Here is a 25,327-nt window from a genome sequence, read left to right as displayed (position 1 = left end):
CGCCTCAATTGGGCAGTGAATGTCGCCGATCCTGCGCAAACGGATCGTGGCGATAGCCGGCTTCCCATGCGGCTCTCTGCTGGGGACTGGCGTAAGGATTGCTCGAAAGCGGAATACCGGCCTGCGCGGCCTTGATGCCCCAGAAATGGGCACGTTGAACATTGGACAATGTGCGGCTCATGACTTGCGGATACTGCCTGCTGCAACGCGGCAACGCACGCGCAAGATGCAGGTGTTAACGCATGTTAACGGCAGACAGCGCCATGAACGCGATGAACTGCGCGGGGCGATGAGACGTCAATGTGGGGATATGGTGCACCCGACAGGATTCGAACCTGTGGCCTCTGCCTTCGGAGCAATTTGTCCTGGCTATCCGAAAAGCACGCTAGGACACGCTATGATACTACACTGCCTTGAAATGTATGGACAATTCGGTTTCCCCCGCCGAAATCTGTATCCGGAACTTCGCTCCAACTTTCATCCGCCTGCTTCCGTGGTGCTTCCGTGGAGGCAACCGGCTCTCCAAGGAGGAAACGCGTAATGGCCAAGCTGACGAAGCGCGTCGTGGACGCAGCCGCGGTCCGTGTGAAGGACTACTTCATCTGGGACGACGAGCTGCCAGGCTTCGGCCTTCGCGTTTTCGCGTCCGGAAAACGCAGCTACCTTATCCAATATCGAGCCGCAGGTCGAACCCGTCGCTACACGATCGGTTTCCATGGCATCTGGACGGCGGAGACGGCGCGGCAAGAGGCGAAGGTGCAGCTCGGCCGCGTTGCGCAGGGTGATAACCCCTCGGAGGAACGCCTGCTCGATCATCAGGCAGTCACTGTCAAAGAGCTGTGCGCGATGTATCTCAAAGATCTCGAAGCCGGTCTCATCCTCGGGAAAGGTGGTCGACCGAAGAAGGCAACCACCATTATCACCGACACCGGTCGGATTCATCGGCACATCATCCCGCTCATCGGCAGCCGTCGGGTTAAGGACCTGGCGAAAGCCGACATCGCCAAGGTTTTGAAGGACATCATGGCTGGCAAGACGGCGGTGTCGGTGAAGACGAAGAAGCTACGCGGCAAGGCCGTTGTAACAGGCGGCGCCGGCACGGCCACACGAACGATTGGACTTCTTGGCGGCATCTTCACCTATGCAATGGAAGCCGGGATCATTATCACCAATCCGGCACACGGCATCCGCAAGCCCAAGGACAATGTACGCGATCGTCGTCTCATCGAAGCCGAGTACCGGATCCTGGGCGAGATTCTTCGCGAAGCGGCTGCAACCCCGAAATTTGAAATGACCGTCGAAATCATTCGCCAGATCGCGCTTACTGGCTGCCGCCGCAGCGAGATAATCGGTCTCATGTGGACCGAAGCAGACACCGACGCGAGTTGCATGCGTCTCGTGGACAGCAAGGAAGGTGCCTCGGTTCGTCCCATCGGGCTTGCTGTGGTCGAGTATCTGGAAGAACGCCGCAAGACCGCGACGGGTACGTATGTCTTTCCCGGCCAGGGAGAGGACAACGCCTTCGGCGGCTTTCCCAACCATTGGAGGCAAATTTTTAGAGACTCCCCGCTGTCCGATGTGACGCCGCATGTCCTGCGCCATAGCTTCGCGAGCATCGCAAATGATCTTGGCTTCACCGAAGTTACGATCGCCGCACTGGTCGGTCACTCCAAGGGCACGGTCACGAGCAAGTACATTCACACGCTCGACACGGCCCTCATTATGGCTGCCGACACGATCTCAGGTTATATCCAAGGGCTGCTCGATGGGGTCAAATTTAGGCAGACTACCTATGCGCTTGACCGGGATTCTCGGAAGGCCGCGCTCGCGCTTTTCCTCCGCAAGGCCAGTGGGGAAGATGCGCTGAAAGTCGGAGAGCAACGACTTGCTGCCTAGCCTGCTGATGGAGGACAGGCGGCTTTGGCAAGACCTCGCCATCGTGTTCGCGCAAGCAGTAAGAACACCTCCATGTTCCAAACATCTCTAGAACCGGCCACGCACGCGATGGATTGGTTGGTTCCATTCGTAAAGCTTGCGCAGCATTTTGGATTCGTCGTGTCCCACATGACGGTCACTGTCTCCGTGTGCCGCCGCGCTGACTGATACGTCCATATCTGTCGCATTGCCCCATTATCTCTGTCTGGAACGATGGAGAGCCGCATGAGCCACGAACAATATTTGACCCTCGATCTGATCGCCCGCTTGGCGGGGCGCTTTGGCCCGACAAGCCGCGTGGCGAAAGAACTGCCCGGTTGGCTCGAATATCTGACCGAGGTCGACTGCCCTGAACGCCCCCGCTCACGCCCCGGTGCGATCTGGTGGACGAAGTTCCGCCAGATCAGCCGCAATCTGGTGCCGAAGGCCGGTGGCGGTGATGGAGAAATCCTGAACCGAAACTGCGGCGCACTGGGCGCACATTTCGGCCTGTCGCAGGTTGATGTCGGAATTCTGACCTTCGCCGCGCACTACAAGGTGTTCGACGGATTTGAGCATGTCGTCGATGGCGCGCTGGACACGAAGGAGGTTACCCTCCCGCTTCTGCTGTCTTGGTTCTGCGGGGCGGTGGAGCCCGAAATCCGGGCGGCACTGCGGCCATCGGGGAGACTCGTTGCGTCGGGGCTGGTGCAGCGCAATCGTGGCGGGCGTTACAATCGCATGCCATTCGATCTGTCGGAAAGGCTGCTGACGGCGCTCATGGCGGATGTGAGCGGTGTTGGCGACCTGATCGGCATCATGTTCCCGACTGCGCAACCTCCGCAAGCAGAATGGCAGGATTTCGAGGGGCTGGGGCATCAAGCCGAAATCATGCGCGACCTGACCGTCCGGGCTCTGGCCAGCCGGGCTCGGGGTGTGAACATCCTGCTCTATGGTCCGCCCGGCACAGGCAAGACCGAATTCGCCAAGGTGCTGGCCAGCCAGATCGGTGCCGAGCTTCGTGCCGTGGGGGAAGCCGATGATGAAGGTGGTGAGCCCTCCCGCCGAGAACGTTTGGCCGAGATGGGCATGGCCTGCCGGATGCTGGGCGAGCGGTCTGACACGATCCTGCTTTTCGATGAGATGGAGGATCTGTTCGGGGGCGCCAACCCCTTCTACGGCAATGACCGCCCATCCAAAGTCCATGCCAACCGGATGCTGGAGACCAACCCGATCCCTGTGATCTGGACCACGAACTCGGTGGAAGCCTGCGATCCAGCCTTCCTGCGCAGGATGAGCTATTCCGCGCTGATGCGTCCACCTTCCGGACGAGTGCGGGCGCGGATCTGGCAGCGACTGGAAACCCGCCACGCGGTCGGTATCCCCATGGCCAGCCTGCCGGACCTCGCCGAGCGACATGATCAGGCACCTGCGCTGGTCTCGGATGCGATGCGCGTCGCCCGGCTTTGCGATGGCGGCGATCAGATGGTCACACGGGTGCTCGATGCGGCGACACGGCTGGCAAGGGGCGGTGCCGACCCGGCACCGCGCCACCATTCCGAGGCGCCGTGGAGCCCCGAACTCGCCAATGCCGATCTCGACCTGCGCCTGATCGAGACGCGGCTGGCGGCACCCGACGCACCGCGGCGGGTCAGCTTCTGTCTCGACGGTCCGGCCGGCACCGGCAAAAGTGCCTGGGCGCGGCAACTGGCCCGCACTATCGGCATGCCGGTGATCGAAAAGCGCGCATCAGATCTGATCTCGAAATGGCTGGGTGAGAGCGAGCAGAATATCGCGCGCGCCTTTGCCGATGCCCGTGCAGATGGTGCAATGTTGATCTTCGACGAGGCGGACAGCCTGCTTGCGGATCGCCGTAATGCTGAGCGCAGCTGGGAGGTCAGCCAAGTCAACGAGATGCTAACCTGGATGGAAAGCCACCCCCTGCCATTCGTCTGCACCACCAACCTAGTCGAAAAGCTGGACGCCGCAACGCAGCGCCGTTTCACCTTTCGCATCCGGTTCGACCATCTCTCGGGCGATCAACTCGATTCGGCATGGCGCGCCCATTTTCCCCTGCCAATCCCCGATGGGCTGTTACGTCTCGACCGGCTTGCGCCGGGTGATTTCGCGAATGTGGCCCGCAGGATGCACGCATTGGACGAGACCCGCCCGCGGGAAATCCTGCGGGAACTGGCCCGCGAAGCGGAAGCAAAAGAAGGGGCGACGCGCCCAATCGGCTTTGGCCGTTGACACCCCCTATGCCGCGCCGCGAAGCTGGCGCGGTATTTGGCCGGAGGCACCATGCGCTACGCCCGTCAGGAAGATCTGCAGAAACTGGCTCTGACGATGCAGGGCTCGGCCGAAGGGATTTGCCTTGTCGATATCGAGCGGGAATTCGGCGTGTCGCGCCGGACGGCAGAACGCATGCGCGACGCTGTGCGCAATACCTATCCGCAGATCGAGGAAATCCTCGGCGACAGCGGTCGGAAATACTGGCGCTTTCCGCCGGGTTCTTTGGGAAAAATGGTTGAGCCGACACTGGACGAACTGACCGCCGGACACAGGGCAGCCGCCATCGCACGGCGTGAAGGCGATGATTTGACCGCCGAAACGCTGGAGCGTCTGCTTGCGAAGGTGCAGGCAATGTTTCGTGCAGATCGACGCCGGACGGTTGCGGCCGATCTGGAGGCTCAGCTTATGGCCGATGGGGTCGCCTTCCGCCCAGGTCCACGCGAGAAAATCGCACCCGAGATACTCTCGGCCCTGCGCGAGGCAATTCTTGCGGGCGTCATGGTTTCGACCGACCACCGCGCTCGCAGCACGGGCAAACTGTCACGCAACGCCCGCCTTGGTCCTGTCGCCATGCTCTTCGGGCAAGGCCGCCAATACCTGCTGGCCTGGAGTGAGTACCAGGATGATCTGCGCCTGTTCGCTCTGGCCGGGTTTGAGCGGGTTTCGCTGGAGCCTGACGTCTATACCCGGCCCGCAGGGTTTGATTTGCAGGAATGGCTGTCCGAAAGCTTCGGTATCTGGCGCGATAATGATCCACAGGATGTCGAATGGCGTTTCCTGCCAGACGTGGCGGACGAGGCGGCGGGATATGTGTTCCACCCGAAGCAGACATTGGAACGGCTGGAGGATCGATCGCTGGTCGTGCGGTTCAGGGCCGGTGGACGGCAGGAAATGGAGTGGTATCTGGCTCGATGGGGGGATCGGGTGGAGGTCCTATCGCCAGGATAGTCGGAGATAAGTCTTCAGCGAACCACGTGACCCAGAGAATGCCCTGCGATTGTGCTCGCATCAATGCCGTGGCAAAGATTCATACGACCGGATTTGACGTATCCCTGCTCTATTAAGCAGAGACCCGGTTCAAGGAGATACATTTGTCCCGCACGAGCACCACCCACCCCCTTCGCATTGACAGCCTGCCGCTTGCAAACGGCCAGATCGGCCTCACACTTTGCCCAGGCAAGCAGGGGGACAGCGTGTTCGGCGCAGCTTGGGCCCGTGATCTGGCGCTTGATCTTGATGCGGTTGCGTCCTGGGGCGCAGATATGGTGCTCACGCTGATCGAGGACCACGAGTTCGACATGCTGGCCGTCCGCGGGCTGGGCGAGGCGTTGAAAGCGCGCGGCATGGAATGGCTGCATTTCCCGATCCGTGATGTCGATGTGCCTGCCGCCGACAGTGCAGGACTCTGGCGCGGGCTGTCGCGCCGGATCCATGACAGACTCGAACGTGGCGGCAAGGTTCTAATCCATTGCCGGGGCGGTCTGGGCCGTGCCGGGACGATCGCGGCCCTGCTGATGATCGAACGGGGACAGAGCGCGGCGCGGGCTATCGCAGAAGTGCGTTCTGTTCGGCCCGGCGCCGTTGAAACCCGCGCACAAGAGCAATGGTTGCGGGATCAGGCCAGTGGGTCGAGCGACAGCGCCAAGACCTTGCAGGCTTGCTTGCTGGGCGGCGCCATGGGGGACAGTCTCGGCGCCGACATCGAATTCCACTCTCTGGTGGCCATCCAGGCGCGCTTTCCGGCGGGGCTCACCGACTTGCCCCCCTATGGCGGACAGCGGGGCGCTATTACCGATGACACGCAGATGACATTCTTCACCGCCGAGGGCATGATCCGCGCACGGATCCGAGGCCAGTTGCGCGGCATTTGTCACCCGCCTTCCGTCGTTCATCACGCGCTGCTGCGATGGTACCGGACGCAGGAAGGGCATTCGCGAGCAGAGACAGATGATATAGGTCTGATCGAGGACCGCAGGCTTTGGTCAAAATGCGCCCCGGGCATGACATGTATGTCGGCCCTGGGTGCCAGCGGCCGTTTCGGCGACCCGGCCCGCAATGACAGCAAGGGCTGCGGCACGATCATGCGGGTCGCCCCAGTTGCTCTGATCGCGCCGCGCGATCAGGTGAGAGCCTGGGCGATCGAGACCTCGGCCCTGACCCATGGCCATATCACCGGCCAACTCGCAGCCGCCGCCTGGGCGGAGATGCTGGCCGATGTCGCAGCGGGCGAGCCGCTGGAGCGGGCCGCCGAGCGGATCGCCACGGAGTATGCCCGGCTGGACGGTGGCGATGAGACCGCCCACGCCATTCACGCAGCTCTTACGGCGAGGCAAGACGGGCGGCCCGAAACCGTCGAAAGCCTGGGCGGCGGCTGGACGGCCGATGAGGCGCTGGCCATCGCACTTTACGCCTGCCTCCGGGGGAGCGGCCTGGACGAGTGCCTGCGCATCGCGGTGACCCACGGCGGCGACAGCGATTCCACCGGCGCGATTGCAGGCAATATGTTGGGCGTCATGACCCCCGATGCCGTGCTGTCGCATCCATGGGCGACCGTCATTCAGGGTGCCGATATTATCGGCCGCCTCGCGCGCGATCATGACCGGCTGTTACACCGTCCGGACGCAGCCGATGCACTATTCGAATTCTATCCGGGGGGGTAATCAAATGCCAGGTCTGCAAGAACTTGCGGGCAACAACCGCCGGTGAGATGACGCGTCAAACGCCACTTATCACGCCGCTTTCTGTATTGACCCTCGCGCGCCGGATACGCTTCATGAAAGAAGCAAGACATTTCAAAAAGAGCTGTTTAAACATATGTCTCAATTCGATTACTTTCGCGAAAAGTTGCGGTGTCTTCGTGATCAGGACCCGGTGCTTGATAGATTTTCATCGACACCATGAAATCTGCAGCTGATTGGGACTGGGGCGCCGCCCATTATCCGGTGATTGACTGATCCATAGCGCCGGCGCGCCCCACATTCGGACTGAAACAAGCATGCATTACCCGTTCCTCGTCATCGATCCACGTTCCGGTTTGCAGTATCGGCTGACAGATACCGGCTTGGCCGAGCTATCTCTGGCTCCGATCCCGCCGGAGTGGTCGCCGGGGCGCGCCATATCCGAGGTGCCTGATCCTGTCTGGGCGGATAGCCTCGCCAATGCACCGGTCGAGACGATTTCGGCGGTGACGACGGCGCTGGAAGATCTGGTGCTGGCCACGCCTGACTTGCGGGTGCCTGTAGTCGATCACCTGTCTGACAGCCGGGCAAAGCGGCATCTCTCGGCACTGATCGGTCTATGGCGGACATTGGGGGACGGTCTGCCCGAAGGTCTTGCACCGCTGCGCCATGTGCTGAACCTCTCCAATGGGCGCTTTCTCGACCCGGTTCCGGTGGTCGAAGGCTCGATCGATCCGCTGGCGCCTGCCGCGATGCAGACGCTTTATGCCCGGTTGAAGGAGGAGTTCGGTTCGGTTCCGGCTTCCCCTCGACTCCGAGCGGCGGCACTCGGCAGCCGGCTCCACGCCCTACAGGGCGGGGTGACCGCACAGCAGCTCGAAGCCGCGCCTCTCGATGGCAGCCTCGCTTTCTTCGGTCTGCGCGATCCGGCGGCTGCGGCCGACTTCTCTGCCGCCCGCGCCCGTGCGCTGATCGATGACGGCCTTCCGGCGCGCGAGATTTCCGTGCTTACCGCAGGTGATCCGCGCCAGATCGCCCGCGCTTTTGCCGCCCAGGGCGTGCCGCTCTCGGGTCTGCCCGCAGCTTTGCCCCAACGCGATATCATCGGTGAGACCGCGCTGCATCTGACGCTGGCCAAACGCCCGCCGACCCCAGCGATGGTACTGGCGAGCCTCGCGCTTTCGCCATTGATGCCGTGGTCCGCCCAGACCGGGCGCGATCTGTCCGAAAGTCTGATGGGCGGTGACTTCCGCGGCGCGATCTTGACCGCCACTCCTGCGCACAAGGAACTTTGGGACGACATCCGCGCCTCGGCTAGCAGCTTGGCGCAGTTGCGTTTTCTGCTCGATCGCATTTGCGATCAGCTTGCGCAGGGCGATCAGGTCCGGGCGCGTCTGCCGGTCCCGCCGGGCGAAGGCGCCCCCGACTGGGAGGCGATCTTGCGCGGTATTCAGGTCATGCCGCACACCAGCGCGGAGCCGGACCGCAATCTGGAAGGCGTCAGCCTGTGGGCCGCCCATGAAAGTCCTTGGCGGTCCTGTCGGCACCTGATCGTGACCGATTTCACCGACGGGCTTTACCCCACCCGGCCGCGCGCCAACCCATTGTTTCTGGACAGCGAGATTGCTGCGCTCCGCGAAGCCACCGGCCTAGCATTGCGTGGCCGGGCCGAGGGGCTGGCGCAGGGGCTTTCGCTCTTCGACCAGCAGCTGCAGGCGGTGACGGACAGCATCACCTTCCTCGTTCCGTGGCGCGATCTGTCGGGTGGGCGCTTGCAACCCTCGGCGGGGCTTTCGCTAGTGGCGCGGGCCATCTCCGGCGTCGAGGATGCCAGCGACCTGATCACCGATCTGTCGCGTCTTTCACCCGGCGACTGGCCGGTCGCGCATCATCATCTGCCGCCTTTGGCTGAGGCTCTCGAACTGCCTGAGGCGCTGGATTTTGCGGGCCAAGACCTACTCTCCTTGCGGCGCAAGGATGATGGCACGGCGAAACCGCAATCGCCCTCGCGGCTGGAAACGCTGCTGGTCAGTCCGCTCGCCTGGCTCCTGGGCGAGGTGGGGGCGGAGGACATGTCCTGGTCGGCCGAGGAACTGGACGTCATGGCCAAGGGCAATATCGCGCATGACGTTTTCGAACATGTCTTCCTGAAGGATCTGTCCATCCCGGACCCCGACACATTGGCCGCCGCGGTGCCCGAAGCCTATGAGCGCGCTCTGATCCGCCATGCCGGCTACCTGCGCAGCCCGTCATGGGAGATGGAGCGCAGGGGGCTTGAGCGCGAGATCATGGCCGCCGCTCTGCGCTGGCGCGACCATCTGCTGGCGCTCAAGGCAAAGATTATCGGTAACGAGATCTGGCTGGCCGGTGAGGCGCATGGCATCAGCCTGCATGGCAAGGCGGATGCGATCATCGAGCTGCCGGATGGCGCGCTGCTGATCGTTGACCACAAGAAAAGCAGCACTTCGGGGCGGCGTAAGCGGATGGAAGCGGGTTGGGATCTGCAGGCAGGCCTTTATCGGGACATGATCGCGCGACCGCATCGGCGCGAGGGCGACGGGATGGATCCCTTGATCGGCCGCAAGGTCGCCGTTGCCTATCATCTGATGAATGACGGCGGTCTTTTGACATCCGGCCTGCCGCTGACTGATGGCTCGCCTGCCCGCGACATGGGCGATGCAGTGAATGAAGGCGCTGTAGAAAAACTGGCCGAGCGGCTGGAGGAACTCGGCGCAGGCCGGGTGGTGCTAAACACATCCGAGGATGAAGCCTTCTTCAAGAAAGAGGCCGGCTTCACCCCCTATGCGCTGACTGATGGCTCGGCCTTCGTCACCGCCTTCATCCGTCAGATCGAGGAGGAATGACCATGGATCAGGGACTGGTCATCGTCCCCGCCGGCGCGGGCGCGGGCAAAACCCATCGCATCAAGACCCAGCTTTCCGACTGGGTGAAGCGCGGCGTGGTGCGGCCTGAACGCATCCTTGCTGTCACCTTCACTGAGGCCGCAGCGGGCGAGTTGCGCGAACGGATCCGCGCCGGGCTTTTGGCTGATGGATTGGTTTCCGAGGCAATGGCGGTTGAACGTGCCTATGTCTCCACGATCCACGGGCTTGGCCTCAGGCTTCTGACTGAGCACGCGCTGGCGGCGGGTGCCTCACCGCAGCCGCGCCATCTGGGCGATGCCGAGCGTGACCTTTTGATCCGTCAGGCCCTGGCCCATGCCAAATCGCTCGACCCGATCAAGGCCGAGCCCGAGCGTTTCGGCTATGAGGCGAACTGGCAAAAAGGCGCGACAGTCGAGGACAACTTGCGCGGTAGGGTGCTTTCGATGATCGACCTTCTGCGCGGCCTTGGTGACAAGGGGCGAGATCCCGGTCTGATCGCGCAAGCGCTCTCGCGGCTTGATGAGGTTTACGGCGAAGTGCTGACGGATCCTACTTCCGCCGGTGCTGCGCTGACTGCCGCAGTTCTGGCGATGGTCGCGGCCTTTCCCGAAGGCGGCATGGCCACCGTTACCGCCAAAGGCCCGCGTGAGACGCTTGAGAAGAACCTTGTTCTTTTCCGCCGCGTGTCCCGTGATCCAGGGCTGCTCGGCCGGGACTGGGGCCTCTGGCAAGGCCTGCGCGGATTGTTCACCTCGAACGGCCGCACGAAAACACCCGACGGCTATGACGATCTGGCGACCGCCATCATCGAGGCAGCTGATGTCCTGCACGCCCATCCCGGTCCGCTTGCGGATGCGAAGCTGCATCTGTCGTGTCTGATCGCCTGTGCGCAAGAGGTGATGGAGGCCTATGATGCCCGCAAGAAGGCCTTTAGCCTAATCGATTTCGCCGACATGATCGTGGGGGCCGAGCGGCTCTTACGGACAGATCCGGCTGTGCGGCGGGCCGTGCTGGATGAAATCGATTGTGTCATCATCGATGAATTCCAGGACACCAACCCCGTGCAATTCGCGCTTTTGTGGCAACTCGGGGCGCATGCGCCTCGCACGCTGCTGGTGGGCGATGTGAAACAGTCAATCATGGGCTTTCAGGGTGCCGATGCGCGGCTTTCGCAGGCCTTGGCGGCGGCGAACCCCGATGCAACGCAGCCGTTGGACCGCAACTGGCGATCGACGCCTGCGGTGATGGACTTCGTCAATGCGATGGGTGCGAGCCTCTTTGGTGCGGGCTACAATCCCCTGGTGCCAACCCGCGATCCGGTCGCTGGTCCTGCCATTGAAGTGCTGAATGCGGCCAAATCGCGCGGCGTACGTACAGCATCGAAGCCGCAGGAGCATATCGCCGAGCGTGTCGCCCGCATCCTGACCGACGGCGATACCATCACCGATCGTTACACGCAGGCGACGCGCCCGGTACGGCCCTCGGATATCGCGCTCCTCGTATGCCGCCACACTACCGCCGCCCGCTATGCCGAGGAGCTGCGCGCTCGCGGCGTTCCCGTGCGCATCAGTGAAGATGGCTGGGCACAAAGCCCCGTCGTTACCGCAGCCCGCGCCGCGCTGGCCTTTGCCGCGAACCCCGCCGACATTCATTCGGGGCTCTTGTTGCGCACGCTTGGCCCCGATCCGCTGCCCCTGCAAGCGGCGCTTTCCTCACAGATCGAAGGGCGGTTGGCGGATGATCCGGTGCTGATGCGGCTTGTAGCCCTGTCGGCCCGGCTGGCAAGTCTGCCGGTTGCTGCGGGCCTCGATCTGGTGCTTGATGCCGCCGACCTGCGGCTTTGGGCCGATAGCCAGCCCGATGCGGCCCAGTCCCGCGCTGATCTTTTGCGCCTCGAGGCCGAGGCCGGTGAGTTCGAGGCCGCGCATCGCGACCTCAAGGCTGCCTCGGGCTTCCATGGCGAGACCGCGAAAGTGTTCCTCGGTTGGCTCGATGCCCGCGCGGATGAGCGTGACTTCGACCGCCGTCCTGATCCGGCAGCCAACAGTGCCGAGGCGGTCGAGATCGTGACCTGGCATGCCTCAAAGGGGCGCGAATGGCCGATCACCGTAGTGGCCGAGTTCGACAATGGCATCGAGGAATGGGCCGGCTCTACCGCAACGCGTTTCGATGCGCTCGACCGGATCGACGATATGGCCGTTGTGCTTGGCTCTGCCGCGCTGATCCACACGCCTGGGTTTGCGGCCCCCGAGGCCGAGCGTCGCTTCATCGAAGACCGCCGCCCGGATTTTGAGGCCAATGCGAAAAATCTCATTTATGTCGCGCTGACCCGTGCCCGTGACCGGCTGGTGCTGGAATGGCCAGGCTTTCTCAAGGATCGCGAGGAAGACGCGCTCGAGGCAAAAAACCTGTTCCACCTTCTTGAGGACAGTTGCGCCCCGCAGATCGCGGCCGGCTGCCTGCGGATCGGTGGCGTGGACTGCCCTGCGGTCATCACGCAACTGCCCGACCAGGCGGGCTTTACCGAATATGCGAATGGGGCGACCACTGTGGCTTCCCGCTTCGGTCCGGCGACGGCTTTGCCCGCAGCGCCCCTGACGCCCTGGCGACTGCAACCGTCACAAACCCGCAGTGCGGGTGCTGCGCCGGAAACCTGCAGTATCGACCTTGGTGCGCCATGGCCCAAGACGCTTAACGACGCCACACGCGGCACGGCCCTCCATCTGGCCTTGCGTACCTGCCTGACCCGGCCTGAACTCATCCCGGCACTGGCCGCTGCCACCGGGCTCGAGGAAACCACGATCACGCTGGTTTCCGAGCGCGCCGAGACGTTGAGAAACTGGCTGGCGGCCGAGGGCTATACCGACCTGCGCGCCGAAATCCCGGTCCTTGGGTTCTCGCCAGAGGGGGCCGAAATCCCCGGCACCATCGATCTTCTGGCCGTTGGATCAGGGGGATGCATACTTATCGACCATAAATCCGGCGGCGGGGGCGAGGGTTTCGGTTCCTACTGGCCACAGCTGTCAAGCTATGTGGCACTGGTGGCAAAGCTGTTCCCGCACCACCCGCTGAAAGGGGTGGCGGTGTTCTGGGTCGACCACGGGCGGCTAGAACTGGCCGGGCCACAGGCCGGCAGCGGGTCGCCGGACGCCGCCGAACCACTTTCACCCAACGAGTAGCCCGATGTCCTACCTTGCCTGGATTGATTTTGACCCTGAAGAACGGCGGAGAGCTCAGACCCTCATCGATCTGTTCAAGCAGCCAGAGGCACGTGACGAGCTTGGCCTGGGTACGATCAGGGACGGGCTGGCTGATCTCCTTTTCCCGGGCACCAGCACTATTCAGACACGGCTACGCTACATGCTGTTCGTTCCCTGGATCTATCGGGAAGCACAGCAGCGCAAGGCCAGTCAAGCAGAGCGAACGATTATCGCCCGGGATCTTGAGTTCGAACTGAGTGAAGCGCTTTTGCGCGGCGGAGAGCGCGAAGATGTGATTGGCCGCCTTGCCGGAAGGAGCCTGAAGAGACTCGCGTCGAGCGTTTATTGGGCTGGCATGCATACGCTTGGCATCCGCACGCTAGCGGGCAATCAGGCAACATTCTTGTCCTATGGGCGGGAGAGTTTGAAGGATCATGATCTCAGATTATGGGGCACGGGCCTTCCCAATGCGCCCGAGAACCTGTTCGAGCAAACGAGCTTTACACTGTTGCCTGAGGAAGTTGGTTTCCTGCGCGATCGTATTGCTGGCAGTGCCAAGGCAAGTTTGCTGAACGAACTTGCCTCTAAGCAGAAGAACTTCAGCGAGGATTGGGCATGGCAGGTCCGCGAGGACACCGTGTCAGACCGCAATCGATCCATTCTCCGCCATGCGGAACGCTTCTCGGGCGTGATGCACGGTGCAAGCCTCCTCTACAATCTGCTGCTTGCATTGCGAGCGGCGGAGCGCCCGAATGCCAAAACCCATGGCGAAGCATCCGCATTGATCGAAGATTACCGCCAATTACTTGAGGATTGGCGCGGAGATCTTCAGCACCTCGCGCTGCAAAGCTGGGACTTGGACGACCTTTTCCAGATCGTTGGATTGACCACTCACAACCTTACCCAGTCCTCTCGGGAGTTCGTTAGAGGCTGGCTCGCCATTGCGCTGCAAAGCTCTAAGTCGTTGGAGACAGACCACGAAGCCATCGATCTGCTCAGAAAGCGCGAACAGTCGCTGAAGCGGATGAAGGCCCGGCTGCTCCACGATGCACCCCTCGAACGCTGGTCAGGCGCTTCAGGTCTCGCACGGCTGGATTTCCGCTGGGGAATTGCGCGGCGTTATCTCGGGGAGCTTGTCGATGTCGGCTGATTCGTCTTTCGACCCTGAGAACCGTGAGCTTTATACTGCACTTGTTCGTGCCCCGGATGGGTACAGGTTCGGGCATGCCGTCGCTACGACGTACTCACTCGATTTTGAGACGGCGCTTGCCATTCCGATCAGCATCGTGTTCCGCGATGCTGAGAACAGAGACGAAATGCTGCGAAGCCCTCTCGCGTTGCTGCAGAGTGTCGAGCGGATGGCCGACCGCATTGCCGTCTATTGCGATCGGGGCCGCATCAAGGAGGCTCACCCGAATGCTGCGAGGCTGATGGCACTTTACGAGAAGACGATTGTGGAAGTTGCGGCGCCGGGTGGAGGCGCCTTCCATCCGAAGCTGTGGTGTATTCGTTTCGAGCCCGAAAAGAAAACCGATCCCGTTCGAATGAGAGTGGCAATCCTGTCGAGGAACCTCACAAATGATCGTTGCTGGGATCTCGCTTTGGCTCTCGATGGTGCAGTACACGATGAGGAGAATGAGAATAACCGCGCGCTGACGAAGTTGCTGCGGGCCCTGCCCAGGCTAGCCAATCCAGCCACCCGGCCTGCGCCGCCCAAGTTCCTGCCTTCGCTGATCTCGGATTTGGAACGAACCTGGTGGGAGGGCCTGCCTGCTGGCGCAACAAAGGTCAGCTTCGCCGTCAATGGTCTTGATGGTGACGGCTGGGCGCTTCCCCGAGGCGAGAAGCTGGCGGTTCTTTCACCTTTTATCTCTGCTCCCGCGCTGAAAAGGCTGTCCGACGGATACGGCTCGCGAGATAATCTCCGGCTCATCTCGAGAGCAGAGGAACTCGACTGGATAGATCCCGAGACACGCGAGCTTTTCACGATCTCGACTCTCGATGAGCGTGCAACGGAGTATGAGGCTGAAGGAGTGGATGGGCCAAGTTCGGCCGATCTCGAGGGACTTCATGCGAAAGCCTACCTCGTCGAGCGAGGATCGCGCCTCCAGATCCACCTCGGTTCGGCAAATGCTACCACGGCTGCGATGATTCCCACCAAGCGCGGGAAGACGCAAAATGTCGAGGTGATGGCAACATTGGACGGTCCGAAGACGCGCATGGGTACGATCGACAACGTCCTGTTCTCCGAGGCGTTCCAGCGGCTGCTCGCCACCTACACGCCGAGCGAACCACCGACGCAGGACGCGGCCATGGCGGCGGAAAAGGCGCTGGAGAAGATGCGGTCAGACATCTCGGCGCTGCCACTTGATCTCCACTGTTCCGAAGAGGACGACCTGATCCACCTTGAACTGCAGATTGCCACCAAAGAAAAGCACGTTCTGCTGCCGGATGGCGTCAGGTGCTTCGTGCGGGCGATCACAGTCCCTAATGAACGCGGATATGATGTAGGCAGGTTGCTGTGTGGCTCCGATACAGAGCTTGCATTGGGTGCTGTTCCTCTTGGCGACGTTACGCGCTGGCTCGGAATTCGGCTGCTCGATGAAGCGACGAAGGTGGAACTGACGTTCACACTTGGTGCGCGCTTGGTCGGCGTTCCAGAAGGCCGGGACGCAGCTGTTCTTCGTGCCCACATCGCGAACGTGGACAACTTCTTCCGTTATCTCAGTCTGCTGCTCGGCACGCTTGGTGAAGGAAGCTTTCTGGAAAGCGACACGGGCGGCGAAGGTCAGTGGCTTCGTCGCTTGGGCGAGGGAAACACCTCGCTTCTCGAGCCGATGATGCGGGCGCTCAGTCTAGAAAGCGGCGAGCTAGAAGAGATCGGCCGGCTAATCGAACGGCTTGAAGACCCAGACGGTGGAGAAACCATTGTTCCCAAGGAGTTTCTGGCACTGTGGCAGAATTTCAAGCCGCTTGTAACGAGCAAGAGGGGGCGCCGGTGACTTACAGCGCTGTCGAGCACCTTGCGTTGCTGAAGCCGTTTCAGCAAACGACTGTCGACTACGTCTTTCGAAGGCTGTTCACGGATAAATCACCGACAGATCAGTTCCTAGTCGCTGACGAGGTCGGGCTCGGGAAAACCATGGTTGCCCGCGGCGTGATTGCGAAGACCATCGAACACCTGCTGGGCAAGGTCGACCGCATCGACATCGTTTACATCTGCTCCAATCAGGCGATTGCTGAACAGAACATCAAGTCGCTCAATGGGCTGGGCTCTGCAACCAAGCCACTCAATACCCGCCTTACGCTGTTGCCGCTTGAGATCGAGAAGGAAGGCGGGATTGCTTCGCGAACCATCAATCTGATCAGCCTCACCCCTGGAACGGCGCTAGACCTTAAGTCATCCCTTGGGACTGCACCGGAACGGGCGCTGATCTTTGAAATGCTCCGTGAGCGTATCGGTCTGCGCCATCGCGGCATCCAACGAGTGTTCCGTGGCGGCGTTTCCGATGAGAACTGGCCGGGCTGGACGGCATGGATCCGAAGCGAACGGATTTCGCGAGATATCGCTGATAAGTTTAACCGGGTGGTCGATGATACATTTATCGAAAGGATTCGTGAGGCGGCAGATCTCGCCAGAAGGCACAAGCATCCCCATTACCCCGACGACCAGCGCCCCGCAGCGATGATCGGTGAGTTGCGCCGAATGCTTGCGAAGATCTGTGTGGACGCATTGACGCCGGACCTCATCATTCTCGACGAATTCCAGCGCTTCGCTGAACTCCTGCACGATCATGATGTCGAGGTAGCGCCTGAAAAGGCAGCTGCCGCAGAATTGGCGCGGGCCTTGTTCTCATACAATGGGGAGGATGGGTCGAAGGCGAGGCTCCTGCTTCTGTCCGCCACGCCTTATCGCATGCTAACGCTGAGCAGCGATGCGCCGGAAGAGGGCGAGCATTACGACGACTTTTTACGGACAATGCGCTTTCTGTTCGGCGATGCTGAAGGCCCGGCTCGCGTAGAGGAATTGAAGAGCGAGCTCATCAAGTTCAGGCGATCGCTCCAGTCGATGCCAGATGCCCGAGCGGCAGCAGTAGCGCAACGAGACAGACTACATGGTATCCTGAGCCAGGTCATTGCCCGCACTGAACGCGTTGATTCTACCGAAGATCGCAATTCGCTCGTCCAAGAAGTCATGCCCGAGGTAGCGATCGCCACCGATGATCTGCGAGAGGCGAAGGCAGTAGCGAAAGTTGCAGAACTCGTAGGTGCTCCCAGCATCGTCGAGTACTGGAAATCGGCTCCTTACCTGTTGAACTTCATGAGGGGGTACAAGCTGCGCGACCGGCTTCAGGCATTGAAACCCAAGCCGGCCGCAGAACTGTGCAAGGCCATTAGAGAGGCCTCAACGCACTTCATCAGCAAAAAACAGGTTGAGGACTACGCGGCGATTCCATTTCGCAATGGGAGGATGCGTGCCCTTGCGGATCTGGCGTTCAATGACGCCCTTGATCGATCGCTCTGGATCCCGCCATCGCGTCCCTCATTCGGCACGCCAAGGTCGGCCACAAAGGCATTGGTCTTCTCAGATTGGTCAATGGTGCCGGATGCGATCGCGGCTTTGCTTTCGCACGAGGCGAGCCGCCGAATGGGTATGTCGCCGGATCTTGTCAGCCGGACCAGCAGGCCGATTGGCGTCGATGAGCTTATGCCGATGCTCTACCCGTCGCCGTCGTTGGCAGAGCTTGTTGATCCTCTCGCTTTGGAGCGGCGGTTCGGCCGCGCTGAAAGCTACGATATTTTGCACGCTCAAGCCTGCATGGTTCTGCGTGAACAGCTTGCGGTGGACGCCATCGCAGAATTCGCTCAAACAAGTGACCGGCTCCTCGCACTTGCCCTGGACAGGACGCTCGAGCGCGAAGTGGAATGGTCGAATGTCGGCGTCGTTGACCATGAGGCGCACGACGAACATGGAGCGATGTCTCGGACCATCGCCACACTTCGCGATGCACTCCAAACTGACGAGCATCAGGGCGATGTCGACCCTGACACAGTGATCGAAAAGCTCGCCAGCCTTGCGCTTGGCTCGCCTGCGGTATGTGCGCTGCGTGCACTTTCGCGACTTTGCCCGGAGATCGCCACAGACGACCCCGTATTGATCAGTGCATCAATCGGGATCGCGCTCGGTTTTCGCAGCCTATACAATCAACCCGAAACCCGCGCATTGCTCGCTGAAACCTCGCCTCTCAATTATTGGCGCGATATCATAGAGCACGCCGCGCGAAACGACCTTCCGGCGGTTTTGGACGAATATCTTCAGCTCGTCCTGGAAAGCGAGCGCGCCGAAAACTTAGCCCCGCAGGATCGCGCGAAGATCATTGCATCAAACGTGATTGCTGTGGTCGCCTTGCGCCCTGCCCAGATCACGTTGGACCACTGGTCGACAAAAGCGGGTCGTCTGTATGATCAGACATTCGAAGTGCGCGCCCGTTTCGCCATGCGTTTTGCAACAAAAGCCGAGGAAGAAAAGGGTGTACGCCGAACATCCGTGGTCCAGGCAGCTTTCAAGTCGCCGTTTCGGCCATTTGTTCTCGCTTCCACGTCGATTGGACAGGAAGGATTGGATTTTCATCCCTACTGCTCCCGGATTGTGCATTGGAACCTCCCGAGGAACCCTGTTGATATCGAGCAGCGTGAAGGACGGGTCCATCGTTACAAAAACCATGCTGTTCGGCGCAATGTCGTCGCTGCTTTTTCGGCCACTCCTCTCGCTGCGCAGAGCAGGCAATCACCATGGGTCTCCATGTTTGAGGCAGCGCAAGCTGATGAGGTTTCAAAGGGCCGCTCGGGAGACATCATTCCGTTCTGGGTCTACCCAGGTAATCACAAGATTGAGCGGGTCGTCCTCATTCCGCCCTTCAGCCGCGAGAAGGAACGCTACAAGGATCTCATCACATCTCTGGCCACTTACCGGCTGGCCTTTGGCCAACCGCGCCAAGATGAATTGATTAGCCTCTTCTCGGGTATGGACGACGACTTTATCCAAGAATTATCGGAGCTTCAGATATCGCTTAGGCCAAACTGACACAGCACGCAGAGAGGGGCACCTCCAGCGCAGCACGAGATCGATCAGTCATCTTCGCGCCTGGCTTGAAACCAGAGGGGCATAAAGCATCCGCCCGTGAGCGCACCGAGACTGGCAAAGACTTGAGGGGAAAGCCTTCCCCTGCGGCCGAGCCAAGGTCTCGGCCGACCCCTTCTGCGGGGGCGCCCCGCAACGCCCCGAGAGTGAGAGTGCAGACGGGTTTTCCGTGACGGGTTGAGGGTTGGAGGAGTGGCCTCCGGCGCCCGTCGCGGAGACATTCCGATGGCCAGACAGGACAGCGCGCGCGCAGGCGGCGCCCGCAGCAATCTCCACGACGACATCACCAACAAGATCATCGGCGAGCTGGAGGACGGGCGGCTGCCCTGGGTCCAGCCCTGGGGGACGGCGGCGGCGAAAGCACCGCTGGCCATGCCGAGGAACGCCGCGACGGCGCGGCAGTATTCCGGGATCAACGTCCTGATCCTCTGGGGCGCCGTGGTCCAATACGGCTATCCGACCCAACATTGGCTCACCTTCCGCCAGGCCCTGTCGCTCGGCGGCAATGTCCGCAAGGGCGAGCGTGGCACCACCGTGGTCTATGCCGACCGTTTCACCCCCGAGGACGAGAAACGCCGCGCCAGGGAAACAGGCGAAGAAGCAGGCAGCATTCCCTTCCTGAAGCGCTTTACCGTGTTCAACGCGGCGCAGTGCGAGGGTTTGCCCGAGGACATTGCCGTTGAAGCGCCACCACCGCCGCCCGGCATGATCGAGCCGAGAGTCGAGGCACTGATCGGCGCAACCGGCATCGACGTCCGCATCGGCGGCGATCGTGCCTTCTATGTCCCGTCGCTCGACTACGTCCAGGTGCCACCGCCGGCTGCCTATTTCGAGTCCATCAATTGGCACAGGACCGCCCTGCACGAGATGGGCCACGCCACGGGTCATGCCTCGCGGTTGGGGCGGGATTTTTCGGGCAGCTTCGGCACCAAGAAATACGCCTTCGAGGAACTGGTAGCCGAGATGAACGCGGCTTTCTGCTGCGCCTCGCTCGGAATCGTGCCGACCGTGCGCCATGCCGATTATATCGGTTCCTGGCTCGAAGTGCTGCGCGAGGATAATCGCGCCATCGTCCGCGCCGCCTCTCAGGCCAGCAAGGCGGCCGACTGGCTGTTGGCGCATTTGCCCGATGAGGAGCATGCCGAACCGCACGACAATCTCATCGAGCGGAGGGCTGCGGCATGATCCTCCTGACCCGCACACAGCGCGCGCAGCTCCTCGCCAATGGCCGGCAGAGCGATGTGGATCACATCCCCGTCGTCAAATTCTACAATCCCCTTGGCGCAGGCGTCTGGCTTGCGACCGAGCTGGACGAGGACGGCGACATCATGTTTGGTCTGGCCGACATCGGCTATCCCGAACTCGGTAGCTGGTGCTTCGGTGAGCTGGAGGCGATCCGGCTCCCCTTCGGCATGGGGATCGAGCGGGACGTGCTTTTTACCGGCATATTCCCGATCTCGGTCTGGGCTGAAGCTGCGCGCATGGCTGGCAGCATTCGCGCAGCCGAGAAAATCCTGTCCGCCGGTTCCGCAGTGATACTGCACGGACCTTGAATCCCACCGATACAGAAAGCCGGAAAGCCTGAGATCCGGCTGTCTGGCTTTGCGTTTTGCGCCGCTCTCTCGGAGGTAGAGGGCGGCGTCTCTCGTCGTGACGTGGTGAAAGTTCCGGCGCCGGGCCGGCTGCCCGTCGGGAACCACGATCATGACGCGACACATGAGCAAACTCGCTATCAATCGGCAGCCGTGCCAGTTTTCAGCGCAGGAGCAGGCCGTTGTCTACGAGGCGCGCCAGATCCTGCTGCGCCATCTCAACCAGAATCCGGTTCTATCCACATGGCAGGCGGTTCTGGACTATTGCGCGCTGACCATCCGGGGTGATGTCGAGCGCTTCCATGTCCTCTATCTCGACCGGAAGAACCGGCTCATCTCGGACGAATGTCTTGCCATAGGCACGGTTGATCATGCCCCGGTCTATCCCCGGGAAGTGCTGCGGCGGGGCCTGGCACTCAACGCCAGTGCGCTGATCATCGTCCACAATCACCCATCCGGCGATCCCGAGCCTTCGGCTGCGGATCTGGCGATGACCAAGGAAATCCAGAAGGCCTGCAAGGTCCTGGGCGTGGCGCTGCATGATCATATCATCGTGGGTGGCAGACGGGAGGTCAGCCTGCGGAGCCGCGGTGAGATCTGATGGACGGGGATTTGGCGGGCGGCAGCCAGGAGAGGAAAAGGAGGGATGGGATTTTCGTGACGGGCTGATAGCCGGAGAGAGAGGCTCCCCGGCGTCCGTCATGGAGTAACTGACATGGCCACTGCCGTTCAGAAGATCACCCTGTCGTCCTCGCGCGACATTCCGTTCAACAAGCTGGTGCTTTCCCAGTCCAACGTCCGGCGCGTCAGGGCCGGTGTCTCGGTCGAGGAACTGGCCGAGTCCATTGCCCGCCGCGGTCTGATCCAGTCGTTGCATGTCCGCCCGGTGCTGAATGACGATGGCGTGGAGACCGGCATGTTCGAGGTGCCCGCCGGCGGCCGGCGCTTCCGGGCGCTGGAACTGCTGGTGAAGCAAAAGCGCCTCGCCAAGGTCGCCCCGGTGCCCTGCGTGGTGTCCGAGGTAACCGGCGATGTGCTGATCGACGAGGTGTCACTGGCCGAGAATATCGAACGCGCCCCGCTGCATCCGCTCGACCAGTTCCGCGCCTTCCAGACCATGCGCGAGAAGGGCATGACCGAGGAAGCCATCGCGGCCGCCTTCTTCGTTGATGCCAAGGTGGTGAAACAGCGCCTGCGACTGGCTTCGGTCTCACCCACTCTGCTCGACATCTATGCCGAGGACGGCATGACGCTGGAACAGCTCATGGCCTTTACCGTCACCTCTAACCATGCCCGCCAGGAACAGGTCTGGGAGGCGATCAAAGACGGCTGGCAGAAAGAGCCATATACCATCCGCCGACTGCTGACCGAGACCACGGTGCGTGCCGCCGACAAGCGGGCGGTGCTTGTCGGCATCGACGCCTATGAGGAAGCCGGTGGCTGTGTACTGCGCGATCTGTTCCAGCAGGATGATGGCGGTTGGCTCCAGGACCCGGTGCTGCTCGACCGGCTGGCGAACGAGAAGCTGCAATCCGAAGCGGAAACCATCGCCACCGAGGGCTGGAAGTGGGTCGAGGTCGCCATGACCTTCCCCTACGGTCACGATCATGGCCTTCGCCAGCTTGTAGGCACCACGGTCGATCTGGCCGAGGACGAGCGCGCCACCCGCGAGGCGTTGCGCGAGGAATATGACCGGCTCGAAGCCGAATATGCCGAGGCCGATGAATTGCCCGACGAGATCGATACCCGTCTGGGCGAGATCGAGCAGGCGCTGGAGGCTTTCGAGCGCCGTCCGATGACCTTCGACCCGGACCAGATCTGTAAGGCAGGCGTCTTCATCAGCATTGATGCCGATGGCATCTTGCTGGTCGAACGCGGCTATGTTCGCCCCGAGGATGAAGCGCCGGCGGAACCGGAGGCGGAAGTCGTCGATCCCGAGACCGGGGAAGTCCTTCAACGGGCCGAACCGCAGGCCAGCCACCAGCGCGCGGTCATCATGCTCGGCGGCCAATCCCCCGAGCCGGAAGAGGAAGACGAGATCGATGCCATCAAGCCGCTGCCCGACCGGCTGGTCAGCGAGCTGACCGCCCATCGCACGCTGGCGCTGCGCGATGCCGTGGCATCGAGCCCGCATGTCGCGATGACAGCGCTGTTGCACCGGCTGGTGACGGATTGCTTCCTGCCGCATTCCACCAAGGGCTGCCTGGAGGCGCAGGTCCGCGAGGTGCATTTCCCGGCGCAGGCCGAGGATCTGCGCGACAGCGCCTCGGCCAAGGCAATCCAGGACCGGCATGAACGCTGGGGCGATCATATCCCGGCCGATGATGCGGCGCTCTGGGATTGGCTGGTCGATCTGGACGACGGATCCCGCATGGACCTGCTCGCCCATTGCGTGAGCTTCGGCGTCAACGCGCTCTACGAGAAGCCGAACCCTTATAGCGGCATGGGCGTCAGCCAGCACGGGCTGGAGATCCGCCTTTCGCAGGCCGACCGGCTGGCGCGTTCGACCGGCCTCGACATGGTGGCGGTGGGCTGGCAGCCGACGGTCGGCAATTATCTCGGCCGCGTGACCAAGCCGCGTATCATTGAGGCCGTCCGCGAAGGCGCCGGTGACCGTGCTGCTGAGCTGATCGAGCATCTGAAGAAGGGCGACATGGCGAAAGAAGCCGAGCGTCTGCTGGCCGATACCGGCTGGCTGCCCGAGCCGCTGCGTATGGTGGATGTGGATATCGAGGCGGACGTGGCGCAGGCCACCGACGCTGAAGCCGACGATCTGCCCGATTTCCTCTCGGGCGATGGTGAGGAGGACGATCCGGCTGACGACGAGGAAGAGCAGCACATGGTCGCCGCTGAATAACCCTCAAACGGGGCGGCTTCGGTCGCCCCGTCCACTCCGTTTCCGCAACTCGCCCGGTCCTTGTGACCGGGCTTTTTCTTTGGAGGCCAGCGATGCCCGCGACCATCAACATCGACCAGATCTTCCGTGAAGATCGGGAGAATCCCCCAACGGAGCGCACACTGCCCTGGGAAGAGACCCGCGACGGCCTCACCGTCATCGTGGAACCGAAACCCCATTGGGCCGAAGACATGCGGGCGTTCTGGCTCGATGCCCGCGAATATTGCCGCTACGTCGAATGGACAGCACATGGCGGTCGTGCCCGATTTTTTGGTCATATCAACACGTCAGGCGATGACCTGATGATGAAGGCGCGCGCGATGATCGCCCGCGAAATCGCCGATGGGCTTTGGGGCTGAAGACCCCGGTCGTTCTGGTCTCGAACCGTCAGCATGGGATGGTATCGCCCGAACGGGGTCCATCTCCAGCTTCACCATGAAGTTTGTCGTTTTCGTACCCGGGCAAGCGGCTGCCGATCCCGGCCTGAAGGGAACACGATCCTGCTGACAGCATGGTGGCAAGGCTGGCGCGGCAGAGCATCTGCGATGGGTATCCGGCACCTGTCAGATGCGATGAACCACCCCCGCTTCCATTCGCAAACCTTGGTCCGATCCGTCTCTTCATCAATCAACCCGTAAAGGGTCGGCTTACGCGCACGTGCCGCCCTCGGGGATTCGGAAAAAGAGTCCGAACGCCCTCGGGTGATTGCAGATCCGGTCAGACACTTCGGGCGCCTGTCGCGCGGGGGATAATCCCCCGCCTCCCAAAGACAGGAGCCGGAACCCATGTCCTATGCAGATGCCACCGCCTTTGCCGCCAGCCTCGCCTCCACGCTGATGGTCGTGATCGTCGTGTTTCAAGCCGGTGACGGCACCCACGCCGCTTGCCCCGCCGCCGAATTCGACGGCGACGACGACATGGTGAAGCTGGAGCTGGATCCCTTTGCCTGAGGCGCAAATGCGCCTCATCCCCGATGGCCCGGACGCGGTAGTCCCGCGAACGGGCCTTTAGCCCTGCGATGGTTACCCATCGCCGGCAGCGGAACCGGGGACGGCCCCGGTCAGAGAGGAAGAGTGCGGGCCGTTCGGCCGTGACGGGTTGAAGGCTGGAGAGAGAGGCTTTCCGGCGCCCGTCATGGAGTGATCCCGATGATCCTTTCCCGCCATGATACTTTTCGCCCGATCGGCCAGATACTAGCGATCGATGTGCTGCCCGCGCTCTACCGGGCGCAAAAGCTGCCGCTGCGCATCTCCTGCCTCGGCGTGGCCAGCACCGGTGCCGGTGATGATGCCGGCAGTTTCGACCGCATGATCCCGCTCGGGGAATGCCCATCGCCGGAAGAAGCCATGCGTTTTGCGGCCTTGCGCCTGTCGCGCAGCGACATCTGCACCGGGCCGGACAGCTTCCCCCATTTCCGCCCGCGCATCATGCTCATCCGGGACCGCGATCATGGATTGGTCCTCGCCGGCGAAATCCGCGCGAGCGTTATTCTCTGGCAACAGCCTGTCACCTCGCACGCCGAGGCCCGCCGGATTGTCACCGAGGCCAGCCGGTTGCGCGGCCTTGCCTTCAGAACGTCCGCGCCTGCCGAGGCTCGTGAGCTTCGCTACCGGGCCGCTGTGCTGGAAACCCGGCTGGTCGATCCCTTCTGGCGCGAAGCCGCGGCCGATCTGCTCCGTCTGCCGCAGGCCGCCTGAGCTTCACCTGTTCCATTCATCCGGCCCGGTC

17 protein-coding genes are annotated in these 25,327 nt (G+C 62.0%); 16 read left to right on the top strand and 1 reads right to left on the bottom strand.

All coding sequences use genetic code 11. The features are described 5' to 3' along the window. Positions 1 to 4 precede the first annotated feature (4 nt). The gene (locus BES08_RS32930; RefSeq protein WP_155986223.1) at positions 5 to 181 is read right to left on the bottom strand and encodes a ribosome modulation factor; all 177 of its coding nucleotides are present in this window, start codon (positions 179 to 181) and stop codon (positions 5 to 7) included. A 359-nt stretch (positions 182 to 540) separates the two neighbouring features. Between BES08_RS32930 and BES08_RS14530 the strand changes: the two genes are divergently transcribed. The 16 genes from BES08_RS14530 (at position 541) to BES08_RS14460 (ending at position 25,296) form a co-directional block, all read left to right on the top strand. Beyond that, entirely contained in the window at positions 541 to 1,896 is a 1,356-nt protein-coding gene (locus tag BES08_RS14530; RefSeq protein WP_069708745.1) for a tyrosine-type recombinase/integrase, read from the top strand. 282 nt (positions 1,897 to 2,178) lie between these two features. Further along, entirely contained in the window at positions 2,179 to 4,164 is a 1,986-nt protein-coding gene (locus BES08_RS14525; RefSeq protein ID WP_197524391.1) for an AAA family ATPase, read from the top strand. 51 nt (positions 4,165 to 4,215) lie between these two features. After that, entirely contained in the window at positions 4,216 to 5,154 is a 939-nt protein-coding gene (locus tag BES08_RS14520) for a helix-turn-helix transcriptional regulator (RefSeq protein WP_069708743.1), read from the top strand. A gap of 143 nt (positions 5,155 to 5,297) precedes the next feature. Continuing rightward, positions 5,298 to 6,866 carry an ADP-ribosylglycohydrolase family protein gene (locus BES08_RS14515; protein ID WP_069708742.1) on the top strand — a complete coding sequence of 523 codons (1,569 nt, stop codon included), beginning with the start codon at positions 5,298 to 5,300 and terminating at the stop codon, positions 6,864 to 6,866. Positions 6,867 to 7,201: 335 nt separating this feature from the next. Then, a complete protein-coding gene (locus BES08_RS14510; protein WP_069708741.1) occupies positions 7,202 to 9,748 on the top strand; it encodes a PD-(D/E)XK nuclease family protein in 2,547 nt (848 codons plus the stop codon). Further along, positions 9,745 to 12,948: a UvrD-helicase domain-containing protein gene (locus BES08_RS14505; RefSeq protein WP_069708740.1), complete on the top strand. Its 3,204-nt coding sequence runs from the start codon at positions 9,745 to 9,747 to the stop codon at positions 12,946 to 12,948. The genes BES08_RS14510 and BES08_RS14505 overlap by 4 nt, the downstream gene beginning before the upstream one ends. Positions 12,949 to 12,952: 4 nt before the next feature. Further along, complete coding sequence (locus BES08_RS14500; protein ID WP_069708739.1) at positions 12,953 to 14,119, top strand: DUF6361 family protein; 1,167 nt, start codon at positions 12,953 to 12,955, stop codon at positions 14,117 to 14,119. Next, a complete protein-coding gene (locus tag BES08_RS14495; RefSeq protein ID WP_069708738.1) occupies positions 14,109 to 15,971 on the top strand; it encodes a phospholipase D family protein in 1,863 nt (620 codons plus the stop codon). The genes BES08_RS14500 and BES08_RS14495 overlap by 11 nt, the downstream gene beginning before the upstream one ends. Continuing rightward, a complete protein-coding gene (locus BES08_RS14490) occupies positions 15,923 to 19,054 on the top strand; it encodes a C-terminal helicase domain-containing protein (protein ID WP_231958036.1) in 3,132 nt (1,043 codons plus the stop codon). Before BES08_RS14495 ends, BES08_RS14490 begins: the two co-directional genes overlap by 49 nt. Before the next feature lie 282 nt (positions 19,055 to 19,336). After that, complete coding sequence (locus BES08_RS14485; RefSeq protein ID WP_069708736.1) at positions 19,337 to 20,296, top strand: ArdC family protein; 960 nt, start codon at positions 19,337 to 19,339, stop codon at positions 20,294 to 20,296. Continuing rightward, positions 20,293 to 20,664 carry a DUF2958 domain-containing protein gene (locus BES08_RS14480; protein WP_069708735.1) on the top strand — a complete coding sequence of 124 codons (372 nt, stop codon included), beginning with the start codon at positions 20,293 to 20,295 and terminating at the stop codon, positions 20,662 to 20,664. Before BES08_RS14485 ends, BES08_RS14480 begins: the two co-directional genes overlap by 4 nt. Before the next feature lie 163 nt (positions 20,665 to 20,827). Continuing rightward, the gene (gene radC / locus BES08_RS14475; RefSeq protein ID WP_069708734.1) at positions 20,828 to 21,304 is read left to right on the top strand and encodes a RadC family protein; all 477 of its coding nucleotides are present in this window, start codon (positions 20,828 to 20,830) and stop codon (positions 21,302 to 21,304) included. Between the two features lie 114 nt (positions 21,305 to 21,418). Then, a complete protein-coding gene (locus BES08_RS14470) occupies positions 21,419 to 23,560 on the top strand; it encodes a ParB/RepB/Spo0J family partition protein (RefSeq protein WP_069708733.1) in 2,142 nt (713 codons plus the stop codon). Positions 23,561 to 23,652: 92 nt separating this feature from the next. Further along, a complete protein-coding gene (locus tag BES08_RS14465) occupies positions 23,653 to 23,958 on the top strand; it encodes a hypothetical protein (RefSeq protein ID WP_069708732.1) in 306 nt (101 codons plus the stop codon). Between the two features lie 426 nt (positions 23,959 to 24,384). Continuing rightward, a complete protein-coding gene (locus BES08_RS32925; RefSeq protein ID WP_156799874.1) occupies positions 24,385 to 24,549 on the top strand; it encodes a hypothetical protein in 165 nt (54 codons plus the stop codon). Between the two features lie 198 nt (positions 24,550 to 24,747). Then, a complete protein-coding gene (locus BES08_RS14460; RefSeq protein WP_069708731.1) occupies positions 24,748 to 25,296 on the top strand; it encodes a hypothetical protein in 549 nt (182 codons plus the stop codon). The last annotated feature ends 31 nt before the right edge of the window (positions 25,297 to 25,327 follow it).

It is taken from the genome of Novosphingobium resinovorum, assembly GCF_001742225.1.
Taxonomy (GTDB): Bacteria; Pseudomonadota; Alphaproteobacteria; order Sphingomonadales; family Sphingomonadaceae; genus Novosphingobium; species Novosphingobium resinovorum_A.
Note: the sequence above shows the minus strand (reverse complement) of the source record. Positions and strands in the feature narration are given on the sequence as shown.